The following is a 16,269-nucleotide window of genomic DNA, read 5'->3' as shown; positions in this document are numbered from 1 at the left end:
CGCCTACACGGGTTGGGGACGGTGAACGGGAAACGTGATCAGGAAGGCGGTTCCCGCACCCGGCTCACTCGTCACCTCGATAGTGCCCCCGTGATCCTTCACGATCCCGTAGACCACCGAGAGCCCGAGGCCGGTCCCCTCCCCGACCTTCTTCGTCGTAAAGAATGGATCAAAGATCCGCGGAAGACTTTCAGGAGCAATACCGGATCCGGTGTCTTCGACGCGCACTTCGATCAGGTCATCGCGAGCCTGAGCAGCCACCAGCACGCTCCCGCCATCCGGCATCGCGTCGAGGGCATTGAGCAGAAGATTTACGAAGACCTGCTCGAGAAGGTATGGATCGGCGGCCAGTTTGGGAAGCGTGTGTGGGATCAACGATTCAACGCGGATTCCGCGCTGCGCAAGTTCGTGGTCGAGCAGGGGCAGCACATTCGAAAAGACCTCCGACAAGGACGTCGGAGCGATATGGGGCGGGGTGGCCCTGGCGTAACCCAAGAGCTGTTCGATGATCCGCCTGATCCGCTGGATCTGCTGGACGATAATCCGAAGGCTTTGCACGCTCGGATGGCTTTCAGAAAGCCAGGGGAGCAGATACTCCGCTCTCCCCGAAATAACGTTGAGGGGCGTCCCGATCTCGTGAGCCAGACCCGCCGCGAGTCTTCCCACAGCGGCCAGTTTCTCCGAATGTTGGAGCTGTCTCTCCAGATCTACCTTCTTGGTTGTCTCCGCCAGGATCTGCTCCCTGGCCTGTTTCAGACTTTCCGTCATCCGATTGAACTCGGTCGCCAACCGACCCAATTCATCTCTCCGCGTGATCGGTATCCGCCGATCCAACTCGCCGGCCCCAATGGCGGCGGCTCCCTCAATAAGCACTTGAATCGGTTTTGAGATGCTTCGTTTTGTGAGGTACCAGAACGCCATGGCGATCGCGCCCATGATGGCAATGCCGGCTAAGATGATCTCGTCCCGGCGGCGAAGATAGGCTCCCTCGATCTGCGAGGTCCGGTATACGATCTCGAGAAGGCCGGGACCTCTATTGATCAGCCGGATCGGACGAAGATAATGGAGCACCTCCTCCCCATCTAACCTGTGGGAGAAGCTCTTTGATTGCTTGCGTGCGACGGCCTCTCGAAACTCCTGCCTGGCAGGCGTCATCTCGACACCTTCCTGATCCCCTCCAACAAGTGGAGTCCCGTCGGCCTGGAAGAGTGTCACGCGAGCGACGCCGGCGTATCCCTTCGCCTCCTCAAAGAGATCCTGAACATCCTCCCACTGGTCGCGACGAACGGCATTGCGAACGGCTACCTCCAAGGTCCGGGCCATCACCCGAATCTCCCGCTCGCGTTGTTCAATCAGCGCCACCCGCTCCGCGCTCAACTGTCGATACAGATACAGGCCTGTCACGATCGCCACCGCGACCGTCAGAGAAACGACGAGTCGTGTTCCAATCCTCACAGAGACCCCTTCCAGTTTCATAGCTCGCTCATCAACAGCCGCCACTCCACATTCCCGCCGAATCTAATGTGCGCCCAGCTCTAGGGGTGGAGGAATTATGATCCTTTTTTGTTTATCTCTTTTCTCTTCTCCATCTCACCTATGCCGATAAATGGTACAGCCCCAGCCCCTGTAACCTGGGGAAGTATTCCATTCCATTTATCTATCGCCTTGAGATTGGCCTCTATTTTTCTCAGTTCTATAAGGTCTGGTGAAATATTTGCTCTTTGTAACCTTAAGGCCTCCGCTTCTGCCTTGGCTGCCGTCACCTTCTGTTCTGCCTCTATCTTGATCCTCTCCAGGTCCCTTCTCGCTTTCAGTGCGAGTTGTTCTGCTGTCTGTTTTGCTTCAATGGCTTCCATAAATACCTTGGAGAAGCTGAAGCCGACGATAGAGAATGCATCAACCGCTATGTTGTGCAACATGAGCCTTTCAGTAAGCGTTGCTTTCATGGCATCGCTGACCGCCGGCCTCTTTGTGATAAGCTCTTCCGCGGTGTACTTGGCGGTCACAGCCTTTACCACCTCCTGCACTGCAGGGTCTATGATCCGCTCTTTAAACCCTACACCGATAGACTGGTAGACAACATTTGCCTTATCCGGCATTATATGATAGTTAATCGCAACAGTAGAGCTGACATCCTGCAGGTCGGATGATGCGGCTGCCGCATCCGTCGTGGCCTTCTGCACCTTGACATCCACCCGGACAACCGTTTGCATGATGGGCACCCTGAAATGCAGCCCTTCTCCAAGCACATCCTCCTGAACAGCGCCAAAATTCATGACAACCCCTCTTTCACCAGCCCCAACCTGAACCCATGGCCGAAAAAACAGGAACAACACCAGAATTGCTCCAATAATCAGGACCAGCCTCATCGGCCCCTTCATCATATCTATTATGTCTTTAGCGCTGACATACTCATCGTTCTCAGCCATTACACTACCTCCTTTTTCATTAGAGGCCGCTTAGCACATCCGTCAAGGTCGAAGTTCGTTCTACAATTGTCCTCACCTTCATGAGATACCGTCGATATGCCGCGATGTGCCGTCCTCGAACCGCTGCTCAAGTTCAGCGATTCATGGATGCCATCGTTCAGTGACGGCGCCGGCCGTGAGGCCCGTCGCTCTCCCGTTTAAAGGGCTGCAGCCATCCATTGAAGGAGCGCAACCACTTCCTTCACGCCCCGCACGTAATAGTGCGCGTTTGACCCTGCGTGGGCGCCGACCCGTATCGTGATGCCTTCCGCAAGTGCCCCAAATGCATCTTCATCAGTAAGATCGTCACCAATGTAAATCGGTAAGACCGAGCGTCGGCGGATTTGCTTCAACACCCGCAGTGCAGCGTGACCTTTTGTCCAGTTGAGTTTGGGACGGAGTTCGATCACCTTCTTTCCGTGAAGGACTGTCAGTCCCGATGAGCGAACCAGGGGAACGATTTCGCGCGCAAACACTCCCATGAGGTGACCCTCCAGCCCATGAGCCACCAACCGGTAATGCAGGCTGACCGATAGACCTTTATCCTCGACCAGCACGCCGGGGATATCGGCTGCCACGTCGGTGAGTTGCGACCGAATCCGCGCGACCGCTTCTTGCAAAGCACGTGGCACGATCACCCCGGTCTGTCGACCATTATTCCACATTTCCAGTCCATGATTGCCAACGTAAATCAGGTCCCGTACCATGACCAGCCGTCGCAGCTCGTTAAGCGATCGTCCGCTGATCACGGCGACCGTCATTCGAGGACGGCGTGAGAGTACTCGGAGCAGCGACCGTGTCGAAGAGGCAAGCGTCGCCTGCTCCGGGGTGGAGGCAATCTCTGTGAGTGTGCCGTCGTAATCCAGGAGCAGCGCCATATAACTGCTGCTCAATATATCCGCCGCAACCCGCGGCCACTGAGACCAGAGCCATTCCATCTGGATTGAGAGGATCAGGCTATTGAGGCACGCGACTCTTCAACACGAACCTCAACGAGATCCGTAATGAGATCAGCGGCCCATCGATACACGTTGCGCTCCCTCACCACCTCCCGCATCCGTCGCATACGAAGAGCCTGCTCCCCCTTCGCCATGTTGAGGGCCGCGTAGATGGCATCGGCGATCTCTTCTACGTCGTAAGGGTTGACGATAATAGCATCATGCAGCTCACGAGACGCTCCGGTAAATCGACTCAATATCAGGACGCCTTGTTCATCCTTCCGCGCCGCAACGAACTCCTTCGCCACGAGGTTCATCCCGTCGTGGAGCGATGTTACCAGGCACGCATCTGCCGCCTGATAGAATCGCTGAATCGCCTTGCCGGTATGATGCTGTTTGAGGAGAAGAATCGGTTTCCAGTAACCATTCTGGAAGCGCCAGTTGATGCGATCCGACTCGGCCTCGATGGCGGCGATCAGGTCTTGATACTGCTTGATATGGGTACGACTGGGGGCGCCGAGCTCCACAAAGGTAAATTCTCCCTGGAACGTCGGATATTTCTCCAAGAACCGCTCGATACCTCGCAAACGTTCAAGCAGTCCTTTGGTATAGTCGAGACGATCAACGCCTATAGCCAGATAGCGTGCCCGGATGCCGAATTCCATCAGCAACGCCTCCGTGCTCCGCGGCTCCACTGTGCCTTCACCCGGCGCCGCGTCGTCATCAAGGAAGGCGATGCTGATCGGGAAGGGTTTGACATACGTAGTAGAGTTGCCGCGCCTGACGGCAAAGTGCTCCCATTCGATCCGTGATTCGAGCACTCGGTCCACCGTTTCCAGAAAATTGTTACAATGAAACTGAATATGGAACCCAATCAGGTCTGCGCCCAGCATCCCATGGAGCAGCTCGCGCTGCCAGGGACAGATCCCAAACGATTCAGGATTGGGCCACGGGATGTGCCAGAAGATCCCCACGCGCGCATCAGGTCGTCTTGCCTTGATCAGCCTGGGCAGGAGGGCGAAGTGGTAATCCTGAATGAGCACGCACGGCTCTTCAACGCCTTCGAGCTCCGCCAACGTGACCTGCGCGAACTTGTTGTTCACATCCCGATAGTATTGCCAGTCGTCGGCCCGAAAGACGGGCCGGGTGTGGGCAATGTGACAGAGCGGCCATAGACCCTCGTTGGCAAACCCATAGTAGTAACCCTGTTCTTCCGCCTTCGTCAGCCACACTCGCCTCAGGGTGTAGCTGGGCGCCCCGGGGGGAACCCTGAGCCTGTCGGCGTCATCCACGACCACGCTATCGGCGTCGCCGCTTCCGTGGGCGATCCAGGTCCCTTCACACGCGGCCAGCACAGGCTCCAGTGCGGTAACCAAACCGCTCGCCGGAACAACGCATTCGACCCGGTTTCCCCTTTTAACGTGGAGTAAGGGCTCGCGATTGGAGATGACAAAGATCGGTCTTCCCTGGAGTTTTACCCGCAAGTGCTCTTTCAAAGACCTGGGAGTCCAAGGCGTCTCCGCCACTTGTCCGAACTTGGCATCTTCGGCAGCGGCCTTCGCGGCTGACAGGCTCTTTGCCAGATGCGTGACCTCCGTCGCCAACGGGTTCAAGAGATCTTTGCTGGAGAGTGATGAGACATCGATGATCTCCCCTTTGCGCAATCGCTTGATCCGCTCCGCCATTCTTGCGATGGACCCGATGAGGGTCCAGCGTATAACGAACAACGCTGTCAACGAGATTAAGAGGGCTTGAACCAACAGTCGTAGGAAATTGTGTTGCCAGATCTGGCGAAGATGGCGCTGGATATAGCTCGCATCATGGAAGAGCGTAAGCGCCCCCGCGAACTGCGCCTCAGGGTGAAGCGGCAGAACGAACACATACATCAGCTTATCGCCGATGGTGATGAGATCGCCCATTTCGCGATCTGCAGTGATTGCCTCGATTACGCGCCTTGGAGCTGTGGCGACATGCGGCGCGAGCGTGCGCGTGACCGCCAGAGGGAGCCCCTTCGTATCGTAGACGGCTACTCCGGCGAGCCTTTCCCGGTTCCCGAACTTCTCGACGATCCGCTGGAGTCTCGACTGGCCTTGTCCGATCAGGGGCTCGACGCTCTCCCCCAGGCTTTCCGCCAGCAGCGATGTCCGGCGCTCAAGGTCGCCCATCTGCCGCTGCCTTTCCTGACGTACTTGCAGGACAGTAAACGCCAGCACGATCACGCTCACGACCGTCACGATTGCCAGCACCAGCCGCAGAGTAATCCGCATTTGCCTTTCCTCTCGTCCCGATCAATTCGTTCGCGGGAAGTTAGGTGGCCTAAAGACATCCACCCTGATCCCCGCTTTGCCTGCGGTGTCTGCGTCAACAGGCAGACGACCCCTCCGCAGCGGCGGGGTGGACGTAGATCACCCGCTGCGGGAAGGGGATCTCGATCCGCTCCTTCTGAAAGCGGGCCAAGATCCGTTTTCGCAGCTCATGCTGAACCAGGTACTGATCTACAAACTCGTTGACCTGCACGATCAAGGTGAAATCAAGCGACGACTCGCCAAACCCTGGAATGAAGCGGACGAATGGGACGGGTTCCGCCAGCAGTCCGGGAACATCCCCTATGGCAGAGCGAGCCTCTTCCACCAAGATCGCTTCGATCCTGCCGGGATCGCACGCATAACTGACATTGATGGGAATCAGGACCGACATCCGCTTCTCCGGCAGATGGTAGTTGGTGAGGATTGTGTCGGCCAACTTGGCATTGGGAACGATGACCAGGTTATTCGGTAACGCCCGGATCCGTGTCGTCCGCCAGCCGATATCAACCACGTACCCCTCCTGGCCGGATTCCAATTTGACGTAATCTCCCACCCGAAGCGGCTTTTCCACTAGCAGGTGGATTCCAGCGAACAGGTTCGCCAGCGAACCCTGAAGCGCTAAGGCTACGGCCAGACCGCCGACACCCAGTGCAGTCAGGATTGGGGTAATCGATATCCCGAGGGTATTTAACAGGATCAGTGCGCCACAGACGTAGACGACCCCCTTGGCGAGCCCGATGGTAAGGCCTGTCACCGCCATCTCGACACCCAGGCGATCGGCATACGTGCGGGTAGCCGCCGCCAGGAACCGACCGACGGCCAGTGTCACTGAGATGATCAAAAGGATCGCTACGCCGTCGTTGATGAGTTCTACGGTTCGGGGCGGAAAGGAGGCGACCATGGCGACGCCGATGTACAACCCAAGCGCAAGACACGACAAGAGACTCGGCACACGGAATGCCTGCAGCGCCAGGTCATCCATTCTGCCTTCTGTTTTATGGGCCACGGTCCTGAGCGCGCGCAGTCCAGCCCGTCTCAGCACCAGGAGAGCCGCGATAGCCCCGAGCGCTACCGCGGTTGCAATCAGCAGCTCAACGATGATCTTCTGCCCAGCCATACCTTACCCTCGGTCGGATCCTTCCTGACGGCCCCATCAGGATACCATGGCCGCTCTGCTTCACCAATGTGTGCGCCGCTGTATTTGTATCGATCAATGCCGATGCCCGCCTTCGGTCAGGCTCTTCAGATAGGCTATGAGATCGATGAGTTGTTGAACCGTCATCGAGTCGTTGTAGCTGGGCATCTTTGATCGACCATCAGCGCCGAGATATCCTTTATCTTCATCCTTGTGGTGCCTGATCCGCCAGACCGCAGAGGCATTCGGGTCGATGATCGTTTCGCCGAAATACTCAGCGGGGTGCATCGCTCCCATGCCCGAGAGGGCGGGCCCCACATCCCCCTGTTCGGCTTCAGGCGCGGGAAAGTCCTCGCCAGCCACTTCATGACACTTGAAGCATTCAGAGTCGATAAAGACTTGCCGTCCAGCGTGATGATCTCCGGCTGGTATGGCAAATCGCCACCGTGGGGGGATTGCGAGCCGGGGCTGTGGCTTTACCGAATTTCTCTGTTGCAGGAACTCTGGCGGAGGTCCCACCAGGCGGTGCTGGTGATGTCCACCCCCCCTTAGCGGTGCGTCGCTCCACCCATTCACGATCGAGACCAATACAAGACCGCACGCCAATGCAGTTCCCGTACGCAACACCCTACTTGTAAGAACAGCGCGGCATCGGAGCCTCGCCCTTCGCGCCTTGCCTCTTACCTCTTCTCTCCCCATGATCCGCAATGTTTCGCTCCTTTCCGTTGTTGACGATACGAATCAGTCATGGCCGCTCTTTCCATCGCTTGATGGTGCTCCGGTCCCGCGGCGTACCAGAGCACGATTGTAGGCTTTAATCACGTGCCGGCGAGAGATGATCCCCACGAGACGCCTTAAGTTCGTCCGCTCCACCACCGGCAGGTGGCCCAGGTCGCGCTCATGGAATTTGATCAGTACCTCGCGCAGACTCTCATCGGGAAACGCGCACAGCAGATCACGGGTTGCGTAGTCAAGAACGCGGTCGTCCAACCGGTTTTCGTCCACGGCTTTCGCCACGTCACGATAGGTCACGACACCCACTAGTTCCTCGTGGCCATCCACGACCGGGAACCACTCGTGGCCGGCCTTCGCGACAAGCCGCAACAACTCGTGGATCGTGGCCTCCTGGCGGATGGAGAGCGGACGATGGGTCAGCGCGTCCTCGACCTGGATCTCAGCCATCAGGTCACCCCCAGACGCCGTCCCGTACCGGATCCCCTGACGTGTCAGCTTCAGGGTGTAGATGGACTCGGCGCTGAGTTCTCGGTAGAACAGCACGGCGATAATGGTCGTGCACATCAGCGGAAGGATGATGCGATAGTCATCGGTCATCTCGAAAAGAATGATGATCGAGGTGATCGGCGCCTGGGCGGCCGCCCCAAACGTCGCGCTCATGCCGACCAGCGCGTAGGCGCCGTAGGAGGCGGTAAATGTCGGAAACAGCGCGTGAATCAGTGAGCCGAACGCCCCCCCCAACTAGTCCTCCGATAAGGAGGGATGGCGCAAAGACGCCTCCCGACCCACCCGAGCCCAAGGTCAACGAGGTCGCCAGGACCTTGGCCGGCTGCAGGGCCAGTATGGTGCCGACGGGAAGTTGCATGATCAAGAGCTGCTCCATGGTCGGCAGCCCCGTCCCGAAGACCTGCGGCAGGAAAAGCCCAATAGCGCCCACGGCGAGACCGCCGACCGCCGGCTGTAGATATTCGGGTACGCGGGAGCGGGCGAACAGGTCCTCGAAGGCGTAGAGGATTTTGACGAATGCAAAGGCAGCCAGGCCACAAAAGAGACCCAGCAAGGCGTAGAAGAGCAACTCCTTTTCACTGATCAGGTCCCACGGGGGAAGGGTAAACGCGGGGAAATTCCCCAGCATCGCCCTGGAGACGACTGCGGCGGCAACGGCGGAGAGGACAACCGGACTGAAATCGGCAGTCAGTTGCCCAACGAGAACCTCCAACGCAAACATAGCGCCGGCAATAGGGGCGTTAAAGGTAGCCGCCACGCCCCCCGCCGCGCCGCACGCGACCAGGGTCCGCACCCGCTCGGTCGGCATCTGCAACCACTGCGCGACCGATGAGCCGATGCTGGATCCGATCTGGATCATCGGACCCTCCCGCCCGGCGGAGCCGCCGGAACCGATCGTGATCGCGGAGGCGAGGATCTTGACCAGGGCCACTCGGCGTCGAATCCGACCGCCCCTGAGCACCATGGCGCTCATCACCTCCGGAACGCCGTGGCCTTTGGCTTCCCTGGCGAAGTGGACAATCAAGGGCCCTACGATCAGCCCGCCGATGGCCGGCAGCAGGAGTACATAGTACCGGCCGAGACCGGCGAAGAGCCACCGGCCGCCATCAAAGAACACGGACATGGAAAGCTGCAGCAGGCGGATGAACGCGACGGCGCCGAGTCCGGTAGCGAGGCCCACCATGATCGCGATAAGCACCAGCGACGTGGGCTGGGGGAGCTTCAGCCTCGTGAAAGGATGCAGGACCCGGACCCAGGATCGCGGTCCCCGACGGAGCACTCGGGATGATTCCCTACCGGTCTGAATCGTCACCGGACTTGTCGCTGCACCTCCTCCGGCAGGCCGGAGGTGTAGGAGTACGACTTGACGATCCCCCGATCGTTGAACGTGACATGCAGCTCTTTGGAAAGCGGCCGACCTATGCCGCCCGCCCTCACGTAGACCCATGTCCAGGTCTGGTTCCCATCCTCGATCCCGACCTGGGTCGGGGAGCCAAAGAGTTGAAGCAGTTCAGCTCGTGTGGTCACCCCGTTCTTGATCATTTCAGCAGTCGGCGTCCGGAACTCCTCCCCCACCGAGACGCAGCCCGCGAGCAGCACGACAAGGAAACCAAGACTCAGAACACGACGATACGGGCGGCCCATCGTTCTCTCCTCTCCCATCCCTCTGTCCCTCTTCGTGGTATCATTTCCAGCGTCGTACTCCTATCCCGTCGACTATTTAATGACGATCGTCCGCGCGATATCACCCGACTCGACGCGCTCGAACTGCATCCACACACGGTCACCGACTTTGAGATCGGCCAACCGCTTCGTCGTTCGCCCCTCCTTAATGACCGTCTGATCGGTAACCGAAGCGCCAACGACCAAGGTGTCGGTCTTCCCTGTCGGCACCGCCACGACAAGGGTGTTACTTTCCGGTACGACCGCAGTGACGGTACCCACGACAGTGCGGACCATGGCCGTTTCGCCTTGAGCGGCCTCGGTCGGCGTCGCGGCAGTGTCCCGGTCTGCTGCCGGACTCGGTCCGGCCTTCCCTAGCGCAATCAACGCTATGGTAACCGTGAGAGTGATAAAGGGCTTACAGAGTTTCATCGCAGTCCTCCTCCGGAGCCGTCGACAGATATCGCGTAGCTCCGACTCCGGACCAGGTCACAGAGACCACATATCCGGGAACCCGTACTCGTATTACCCGGGAACAAGCTTGCGGGCACAGCTCCCACATCCATCAGAGGGAAGCCTGTGAAGCCGTAGTCGCCCATCAGGCCCGCGTCTTCCGCTTGCCGTTCCTGTAGAATTGCACGCCGCCTATGAGGCCGGAGATGACGAGCAGCGCGCCGGCCGTCTGAAATCCAGGATTTGAGACAAACCAAGGAAGCTCCCTCTTCATCGCCAGACCCACAGTAAAGGGAAAGCGGTAAGTAGGATCGACGGCATCTATCTCCGCCTGCGTTGGGTCGCTGCTACCGTGACGATGAACGACCCGGTTCCACTCGCCGGGGTCGCCGGCGCGATGAGGGCCGTGGGCGATAGCGGGTCCAACCTTTTCCAACTTCACGATGGCCGCATAGTGGCCGGCCTCTGGAATCTCGACATAGACTCTAGCTGTGCCATCCCGGTAGATAGTAGGGGGCACGGAGACGATAGCGTGGTCGTGACCCCCCTCTCCAGCGGCATGTTCGTGGCCCCCTGCCTCGTCTTCGACGATCCGGATAGAGATTGGCAGTGCTCTGAGCTCTTCATTGTACAAATCAAAGGCCATCCACATCCTACCGGTCTTTGGGACACCTCCGCAATACGACTGAAATTCTTCTTTAAACTGCACCGATCCCACTTCTTGTAGCTTAAGGGTCTCTGATGCAGCACGTTTCTGCTGGTAGGTGGTCATGTGAACGGCGTAGTGGCCCTTTTCTTGACTGCACGCATCCGCTTTGTCCCAGTCCCCCATCGCGTCACCGCCACCACCGTGAGCGCGGGCTTGCGATGCCCCGAAGGCAAGCAGAAGCATCGCGCAACCCAACAACATGAGACGTTTCATTGCACAACTCCTTCTGAAGTTACAACCACGCGACCCCATCACTGGGGTCGCTCCAAAAATCCTTCGAGGAACATTCTGGCGGAGATTTCCAATTCGGCCCTTCGATCTGTCTCCAGGCCAAGGATCACCAGGTAGGACAGATAGCCCGTCACGAGGCCGGCCATAGCACAGGCGATCTGTGTCAGTGTCGTCCGGGAATACCGCTTTCCGTTGAACGCGACTGCCAGCTCAGAGGCGAGGAACTGCACATACCGTTCGTACTCCTTTCGAAGGAGGCGCACCTCGCCCAATTGCAGTTTCATGAACCCACGGACTTGATGGAACAGGATCAAGAGGTCCCGCCGCTTTTCGAAAAAGCGGAACTGCGTCTGTAGGAGTGCCTCTACCCTCTCCTGCGAAGTCGAAGCGGACTGAAGTTCCTGCCGGCACTGTTGCAGCAGGTCGTCAAACCCATCGCGCAGAAGATGGCCGATGACGGCGGTCTTGGAGGGAAAGTGCTGGTAGAAGGTCCCTTTCCCGACATCGGCTGCGTCCGTGATATCCTCAACGGTCGTGTCGTAGATCCCCCGCTCGGCAAACAACGCCAGCGCGGCACTCACGAGCCTCTCGCGTGTCGCTGCCATCCGGCGTTCTACTCGGCTTTCGGCGGCCACATTTCACTCCTTTTATGAACCATTGTTGACTAAGTGGTCAGTTACGACTATTCAGTCATAATATGGCCCAAACCGTAACGGCTGTCAACGTCAAGTTTTGTCATCGCTCTCCGGCAATTGGGTTGTCATGTGTGGTCAAATAAAAAAGCCGCCACCCGCTTTTCGCGGATGGCGGCCCGACCACCCTCTGCCCTCCGGAGAACACTAAACGCCTTCCCCGGACCCCTCAGGACTGTTTCGTCACATCGTTCTGTCGTCAGTCAGGTGTCAACGTGGGTCCTGACATGACACGATCCGTCAACCATCTTTTATCTTTATCCCATAGTATAACGCTAAATTCAAGGAGATCAACACACAAAGTGCGCAACCCACCGATAAACCGAGTTGAGAACTCGGACCAAGAATACGATCAGCGACGAACTGCCGTTAGGCGGACTCACTCAACTACGGTATAATGACATATCGAGGGAGGAGGACGATGGCCGGCCGCGTCGCCGTCGACAATCCGCCGAGTGCACATCCTGCCGCCAAAAGCAGGAGCGTTTTTCTCGTCACAATGAGGGCTGATTGCCGCCCCTCCTGAAAGGAGCACCTACGATGCAACTTGGAATGATCGGTCTCGGGAGGATGGGCGCCAACATGGTGCGCCGCCTGCTGCGCGGGGGGCACCAGTGCGTCGTATTCGCCAGAACGGCCGACAACGTGAGACAGTTGGCGCGGGAGGGGGCGACGGGCGCCACATCGCTGGACGAACTTGTGAGCCTGCTCGACCGGCCGCGGACGGCGTGGGTCATGGTGCCGGCGGGAGAGCCGACAGAGCAGATCGTGGTGGCGCTCTCGCAGCGCATGGATGCGGACGACATTATTATCGACGGTGGTAATTCTCACTATAAGGACGACCTGCGGCGCGCGCGGATTGCCAAAGAACGAGGGATCCACTATGTGGATGTGGGAACCAGCGGAGGCATCTGGGGACTGGATCGCGGCTACTGTCTGATGATCGGCGGCGAGGCGCGTGTGATGACGCGTCTGGAGCCGATTTTCAAAACGTTGGCCCCGGGACGAGGCGACCTTCCGCGCACGCTCGGTCGCGAGACGCTGGGCGGCACGGCGGAGGACGGTTACCTGCACTGCGGTTCGGTCGGCGCCGGCCATTTCGTCAAGATGGTCCACAACGGCATCGAGTACGGCCTGATGCAAGCCTACGCGGAGGGCTTCGACATCCTGCGTAACGCCATTTCACAAGACCTGCCAGAGGAGTACCGCTACGACCTCAATATGGCCGATATCGCGGAAGTCTGGCGGCGTGGCAGCGTCATCTCGTCGTGGCTGCTCGATCTGACGGCGACGGCGCTGGCGGCGGATCCCACGCTGTCGGGCTACACGGGCTTCGTCCAGGACTCCGGCGAGGGACGCTGGACGATCATGGCGGCTATCGAAGAGGCGGTACCGGCGGATGTGCTGTCGGCGTCACTGTATGCGCGCTTCCGATCCCGGCAAAGCCACACCTTCGCCGACAAGCTGCTGTCGGCGATGCGCGCGCAGTTCGGCGGGCATGCCGAACCGCATCCTGAGGGATAGCGACGATGCGGATCGTCACCGGGGCAATCGTTCACCCCTCTCGCTACCGAGTGCCGGAAGGGTCTGCGCTCGTCATTTTCGGCGCCTCCGGCAACCCGACACAGCGCAAGCTGCTGCCGGCGCTGTACGCGCTCACGCATGGCGGCATGCTCCCTGATCATATCCTCTGCGATGGCACAAGGTGTTGAGGGGGTCGATGGAAAACGGGCAGTACGTCGGCAGTTCGACGCGACTCGCCATCGATGAGTTACTGGTGGCGGCGGATCCTCCTGCTCTTGCCCGCGAGGCTGCAGCGCGCTTCGCCAGGATCGCTCAGAAAGCCGTCGCACGTCTCGGTCGCGTTACCCTGGTGCTGGCGGGCGGCTCAACTCCGGAACGCCTCTACGCCTGTCTGGCGTCGGAGCCATACCGCACTGAGCTGCCGTGGCATAAGACCCACATCTTCTGGAGCGACGAGCGAGCCGTCCCGCCGGAGCATCCGGACTCGAATTTCGGCATGGCCAAAAGAGCGCTGCTCGATCGCGTTCCGGTACCTGCCGACCGGATCCACCGGATGCAGGCCGAGCGGTCAGATCTGGACGGAGCGGCCAGCGACTATCAGGCCGAGATCGCGATGACCTTTGCCGTGACACCGGCAGGTGAGCCGCCTGCCTTCGATCTGATCCTCCTGGGGTTGGGGCGCGACGGCCACACAGCCTCGTTGTTCCCGTCCACACAGGCGCTTCGAGAGTCCAGGCGGTGGGTCTGCTCCAATCATATTCCGATGTTGAAGACGAATCGCCTGACGCTGACGCCACCCATCCTCAATCGAGCCATGACCATCTTGCTCCTGGTTTCAGGGGTCGACAAGGCACCGATTCTTCAGACAGTTCTGCGTGGTCCGGCCGCCCCAGAGCGACTACCCATCCACCTGGTCCGGCCAGCCTCGGGGCGGCTGATATGGCTGGTGGACCAGGACGCCGCCAAAGGACTTGGTGGGAGGGCCTGAGGATAGCGGCCGGCAAGCCATCGCGATCCCACCCATGGCGTGACAGTCGCTGCAAACCGAAGAGATCACCGCACTGGAGGCTATGTAACGTGCCGCACAGATCGAGACTTGCGCGCCTTTTTTTCTTTGTTCTACCTCTGCTTTTGCTTCCGGTCGTTTCTTTCCCGGCTGATGAGTCAGCAATTACCGGACTGACGGCAGACGAATTAGCCAGAATGGAAAAGGGTTACGCTGTGGTAAAGACGGATACCTACCCCACAGCCGATGGGGCGCGCGGCGCTCGCGTCAAGGCCTACTGCGTAATCAACACACCACCGGACACCGCCTGGGCGGTCATGCTGGACTATCATAAGTTTGACCAGTTTATGCCGCGTCTCGAGAAGCTTGAGATATTGGAGAAGACACAACATACCATGAAGGCGACCGAAACGGTGCGGGTTGCGATCGGTGTCATCAGTTATACGATCGATCTGGTGTTCAAGCCCGAGCACAGAACGGTGAACTGGACGCTGGATAAATCGAGAAAGCACGACCTTGCAGAGACGTTCGGCGGTTGGGAGTTCCTCCCGTACGGCCAGGGCAAAACCCTGCTTCGATACACGACAACCCTGGACAGCGGCTTCTTCGTTCCCACGTTTCTGGAAGAGTATCTCCTCAGGAACAATTTGGCGGACACACTGTTAAGCCTGAAGCGACGCGCCGAATCCAACGGGACATGGACGAAGAAACATTGAACGGCGCCCGCCAGAGTCGTTCGGCCACCGCATCGCTTAACTTCAACGATCCGATTCGTCACCCTTGCTGAGAATCACAGAATGATTTGACACGGGACCTCAGGCAGTATATCGTATATACGATAATCCGTATGTACGGTTTTCACATTACTTAAGGGAGGTCGGCGTGAGCGCACTCAGAAAGCAAGTGCCTGAGCGGGAATTTGCGCTGCTGGAGCTGTCGGCGAAGTTCTTTCGCGGCTTGGGGGATCCGACCCGCTTGAAGATTCTCGAGATCCTCCTCAACGGTGAACAAAGTGTCTCCGACCTCGTTCGCTTACTCGGCATCCAACAAGGCCGCGTGTCAAATCACCTCGCCTGCCTCAAATGGTGCGGGTATGTCGCGACCGCCACTAATGGGCGCTATACACTCTATCGTATCGCTGATACGCGGGTGAAGCGAATCCTTCAGCTCTCGCGCGAGATGGTGGCAAAAAACGCCGAGCACCTCTGGGCCTGCACGCGCATCGCAGACACCCGGAAACCACGGGCCACCATGAGTAAGTAGCAATGTGGGGACCATTAACTGCAACTGAACGCCGTGCCCGGAAGGCGCTGCTGGAACTGATACTCAGGACCGGTCGAGATCCCGGCCTGAAGGCGCTTGCCTTACGCCTTGAGGTGTCTGAGTCCGTGGCTGATGAGCTGCTTTCTACGCTTGAGCGTAAGGGGCTCGCCGTGCGAGATCAGCGTTCGAACCAGATCACGGCGGCCTATCCGCTCTCAACCCGTCCGACCCAGCATCAGATAATGCTGAAGGACAAGGGGAAGCCACGATACGCAGTGTGCGCAATCGACGCCTTAAGTGTGGCACCGCTGTTTGGCGCAGCCGTTACCGTGAATACCACGTGTCAGCAGTGCGGGCGATCAATTCGTATTTACGTGGAGAGGAACCGGATCGCGGCAGTCCAGCCTCCGGGTACCGTGGTCTGGGATGGCCTTCCCGGACTCCTTATGAAACGGGCGCCACACTTGGACTTAGCCGTAGCCCACTGACCCTCAACCAACTTCTTCTGTACGGAAGAAGAGGCGCACAAATGGAGCATCGCACACGGGACGCCAGCCGGTAAGGTCCTGTTGCTTGGCGAGGCCTTGGCGAGAGCCCGTGAGCTCTTCGGGCGATTATAAAATGAATGGACAGTCGGGAG

The 16,269-nt window shown here is 58.8% G+C and carries 18 protein-coding genes; 6 read left to right on the top strand and 12 right to left on the bottom strand.

Annotation, left to right across the window (positions count from 1 at the left end):
• Positions 1-3 precede the first annotated feature (3 nt).
• The 12 genes from C3F12_03450 to C3F12_03395 all read right to left on the bottom strand — a co-directional run bounded on the left by C3F12_03450 (position 4) and on the right by C3F12_03395 (position 11,749).
• A complete protein-coding gene (locus tag C3F12_03450) occupies positions 4-1,476 on the bottom strand; it encodes a hypothetical protein (GenBank protein PWB47751.1) in 1,473 nt (490 codons plus the stop codon).
• A 74-nt stretch (positions 1,477-1,550) separates the two neighbouring features.
• The gene (locus tag C3F12_03445; protein ID PWB47793.1) at positions 1,551-2,384 is read right to left on the bottom strand and encodes an HflC protein; all 834 of its coding nucleotides are present in this window, start codon (positions 2,382-2,384) and stop codon (positions 1,551-1,553) included.
• Between the two features lie 242 nt (positions 2,385-2,626).
• Positions 2,627-3,406 carry a trehalose-phosphatase gene (otsB, locus tag C3F12_03440; protein ID PWB47750.1) on the bottom strand — a complete coding sequence of 260 codons (780 nt, stop codon included), beginning with the start codon at positions 3,404-3,406 and terminating at the stop codon, positions 2,627-2,629.
• Between the two features lie 14 nt (positions 3,407-3,420).
• On the bottom strand, positions 3,421-5,649 hold the full coding sequence (locus C3F12_03435) for a trehalose-6-phosphate synthase (protein PWB47792.1): 2,229 nt from the start codon (positions 5,647-5,649) through the stop codon (positions 3,421-3,423).
• Positions 5,650-5,767: 118 nt separating this feature from the next.
• Positions 5,768-6,829: a mechanosensitive ion channel family protein gene (locus C3F12_03430; protein PWB47749.1), complete on the bottom strand. Its 1,062-nt coding sequence runs from the start codon at positions 6,827-6,829 to the stop codon at positions 5,768-5,770.
• A gap of 93 nt (positions 6,830-6,922) precedes the next feature.
• Complete coding sequence (locus C3F12_03425; protein PWB47748.1) at positions 6,923-7,546, bottom strand: hypothetical protein; 624 nt, start codon at positions 7,544-7,546, stop codon at positions 6,923-6,925.
• Between the two features lie 42 nt (positions 7,547-7,588).
• Positions 7,589-8,242: a hypothetical protein gene (locus C3F12_03420; protein ID PWB47747.1), complete on the bottom strand. Its 654-nt coding sequence runs from the start codon at positions 8,240-8,242 to the stop codon at positions 7,589-7,591.
• Positions 8,169-9,536 carry a hypothetical protein gene (locus C3F12_03415; protein ID PWB47746.1) on the bottom strand — a complete coding sequence of 456 codons (1,368 nt, stop codon included), beginning with the start codon at positions 9,534-9,536 and terminating at the stop codon, positions 8,169-8,171. The genes C3F12_03420 and C3F12_03415 overlap by 74 nt, the downstream gene beginning before the upstream one ends.
• The gene (locus C3F12_03410; protein ID PWB47745.1) at positions 9,398-9,751 is read right to left on the bottom strand and encodes a hypothetical protein; all 354 of its coding nucleotides are present in this window, start codon (positions 9,749-9,751) and stop codon (positions 9,398-9,400) included. Before C3F12_03410 ends, C3F12_03415 begins: the two co-directional genes overlap by 139 nt.
• 54 nt (positions 9,752-9,805) lie before the next feature.
• Positions 9,806-10,183, bottom strand: a complete 378-nt coding sequence (locus C3F12_03405) for a hypothetical protein (protein ID PWB47744.1) — start codon at positions 10,181-10,183, stop codon at positions 9,806-9,808.
• 166 nt (positions 10,184-10,349) lie between these two features.
• The gene (locus tag C3F12_03400; protein ID PWB47743.1) at positions 10,350-11,126 is read right to left on the bottom strand and encodes a hypothetical protein; all 777 of its coding nucleotides are present in this window, start codon (positions 11,124-11,126) and stop codon (positions 10,350-10,352) included.
• A 38-nt stretch (positions 11,127-11,164) separates the two neighbouring features.
• Positions 11,165-11,749, bottom strand: coding sequence for a hypothetical protein (locus tag C3F12_03395; GenBank protein ID PWB47791.1), 585 nt, complete (start codon positions 11,747-11,749; stop codon positions 11,165-11,167).
• A gap of 627 nt (positions 11,750-12,376) precedes the next feature.
• Here C3F12_03395 and gnd point away from each other — a divergent pair.
• From gnd to C3F12_03365, 6 genes are all read left to right on the top strand, one after another.
• A complete protein-coding gene (gene gnd / locus C3F12_03390) occupies positions 12,377-13,360 on the top strand; it encodes a 6-phosphogluconate dehydrogenase (decarboxylating) (GenBank protein ID PWB47742.1) in 984 nt (327 codons plus the stop codon).
• A gap of 5 nt (positions 13,361-13,365) precedes the next feature.
• Positions 13,366-13,548: a hypothetical protein gene (locus tag C3F12_03385; GenBank protein ID PWB47741.1), complete on the top strand. Its 183-nt coding sequence runs from the start codon at positions 13,366-13,368 to the stop codon at positions 13,546-13,548.
• An 8-nt stretch (positions 13,549-13,556) separates the two neighbouring features.
• A complete protein-coding gene (pgl, locus tag C3F12_03380; protein PWB47740.1) occupies positions 13,557-14,348 on the top strand; it encodes a 6-phosphogluconolactonase in 792 nt (263 codons plus the stop codon).
• Entirely contained in the window at positions 14,300-15,082 is a 783-nt protein-coding gene (locus tag C3F12_03375) for a hypothetical protein (GenBank protein PWB47739.1), read from the top strand. The genes pgl and C3F12_03375 overlap by 49 nt, the downstream gene beginning before the upstream one ends.
• A gap of 211 nt (positions 15,083-15,293) precedes the next feature.
• The gene (locus tag C3F12_03370) at positions 15,294-15,629 is read left to right on the top strand and encodes a transcriptional regulator (GenBank protein PWB47790.1); all 336 of its coding nucleotides are present in this window, start codon (positions 15,294-15,296) and stop codon (positions 15,627-15,629) included.
• A 2-nt stretch (positions 15,630-15,631) separates the two neighbouring features.
• Positions 15,632-16,117 (top strand): hypothetical protein, encoded by a 486-nt coding sequence (locus C3F12_03365; protein ID PWB47738.1) that lies wholly within the window; start codon positions 15,632-15,634, stop codon positions 16,115-16,117.
• Positions 16,118-16,269: the final 152 nt, after the last annotated feature.

This window comes from Candidatus Methylomirabilota bacterium (genome assembly GCA_003104975.1).
Lineage (GTDB): Bacteria > Methylomirabilota > Methylomirabilia > Methylomirabilales > Methylomirabilaceae > Methylomirabilis.
Note: the sequence above shows the minus strand (reverse complement) of the source record. Positions and strands in the feature narration are given on the sequence as shown.

Excerpts from the sequence above, each read along its gene's own strand:
- C3F12_03445 (PWB47793.1), bottom strand. The coding sequence starts at position 2,384 with ATGATGAAGGGGCCGATGAGGCTGGTCCTGATTATTGGAGCAATTCTG.
- C3F12_03450 (PWB47751.1), bottom strand. The coding sequence starts at position 1,476 with ATGAAACTGGAAGGGGTCTCTGTGAGGATTGGAACACGACTCGTCGTT.
- pgl (PWB47740.1), top strand. The coding sequence starts at position 13,557 with ATGGAAAACGGGCAGTACGTCGGCAGTTCGACGCGACTCGCCATCGAT.
- C3F12_03415 (PWB47746.1), bottom strand. The coding sequence starts at position 9,536 with ATGGGTCTACGTGAGGGCGGGCGGCATAGGTCGGCCGCTTTCCAAAGA.
- otsB (PWB47750.1), bottom strand. The coding sequence starts at position 3,406 with ATGGAATGGCTCTGGTCTCAGTGGCCGCGGGTTGCGGCGGATATATTG.
- C3F12_03405 (PWB47744.1), bottom strand. The coding sequence starts at position 10,183 with ATGAAACTCTGTAAGCCCTTTATCACTCTCACGGTTACCATAGCGTTG.
- C3F12_03400 (PWB47743.1), bottom strand. The coding sequence starts at position 11,126 with ATGAAACGTCTCATGTTGTTGGGTTGCGCGATGCTTCTGCTTGCCTTC.
- C3F12_03365 (PWB47738.1), top strand. The coding sequence starts at position 15,632 with ATGTGGGGACCATTAACTGCAACTGAACGCCGTGCCCGGAAGGCGCTG.
- C3F12_03425 (PWB47748.1), bottom strand. The coding sequence starts at position 7,546 with ATGGGGAGAGAAGAGGTAAGAGGCAAGGCGCGAAGGGCGAGGCTCCGA.
- C3F12_03395 (PWB47791.1), bottom strand. The coding sequence starts at position 11,749 with ATGGCAGCGACACGCGAGAGGCTCGTGAGTGCCGCGCTGGCGTTGTTT.
- C3F12_03420 (PWB47747.1), bottom strand. The coding sequence starts at position 8,242 with ATGAGCGCGACGTTTGGGGCGGCCGCCCAGGCGCCGATCACCTCGATC.
- C3F12_03410 (PWB47745.1), bottom strand. The coding sequence starts at position 9,751 with ATGGGAGAGGAGAGAACGATGGGCCGCCCGTATCGTCGTGTTCTGAGT.
- gnd (PWB47742.1), top strand. The coding sequence starts at position 12,377 with ATGCAACTTGGAATGATCGGTCTCGGGAGGATGGGCGCCAACATGGTG.
- C3F12_03375 (PWB47739.1), top strand. The coding sequence starts at position 14,300 with ATGGCTGGTGGACCAGGACGCCGCCAAAGGACTTGGTGGGAGGGCCTG.
- C3F12_03430 (PWB47749.1), bottom strand. The coding sequence starts at position 6,829 with ATGGCTGGGCAGAAGATCATCGTTGAGCTGCTGATTGCAACCGCGGTA.
- C3F12_03385 (PWB47741.1), top strand. The coding sequence starts at position 13,366 with ATGCGGATCGTCACCGGGGCAATCGTTCACCCCTCTCGCTACCGAGTG.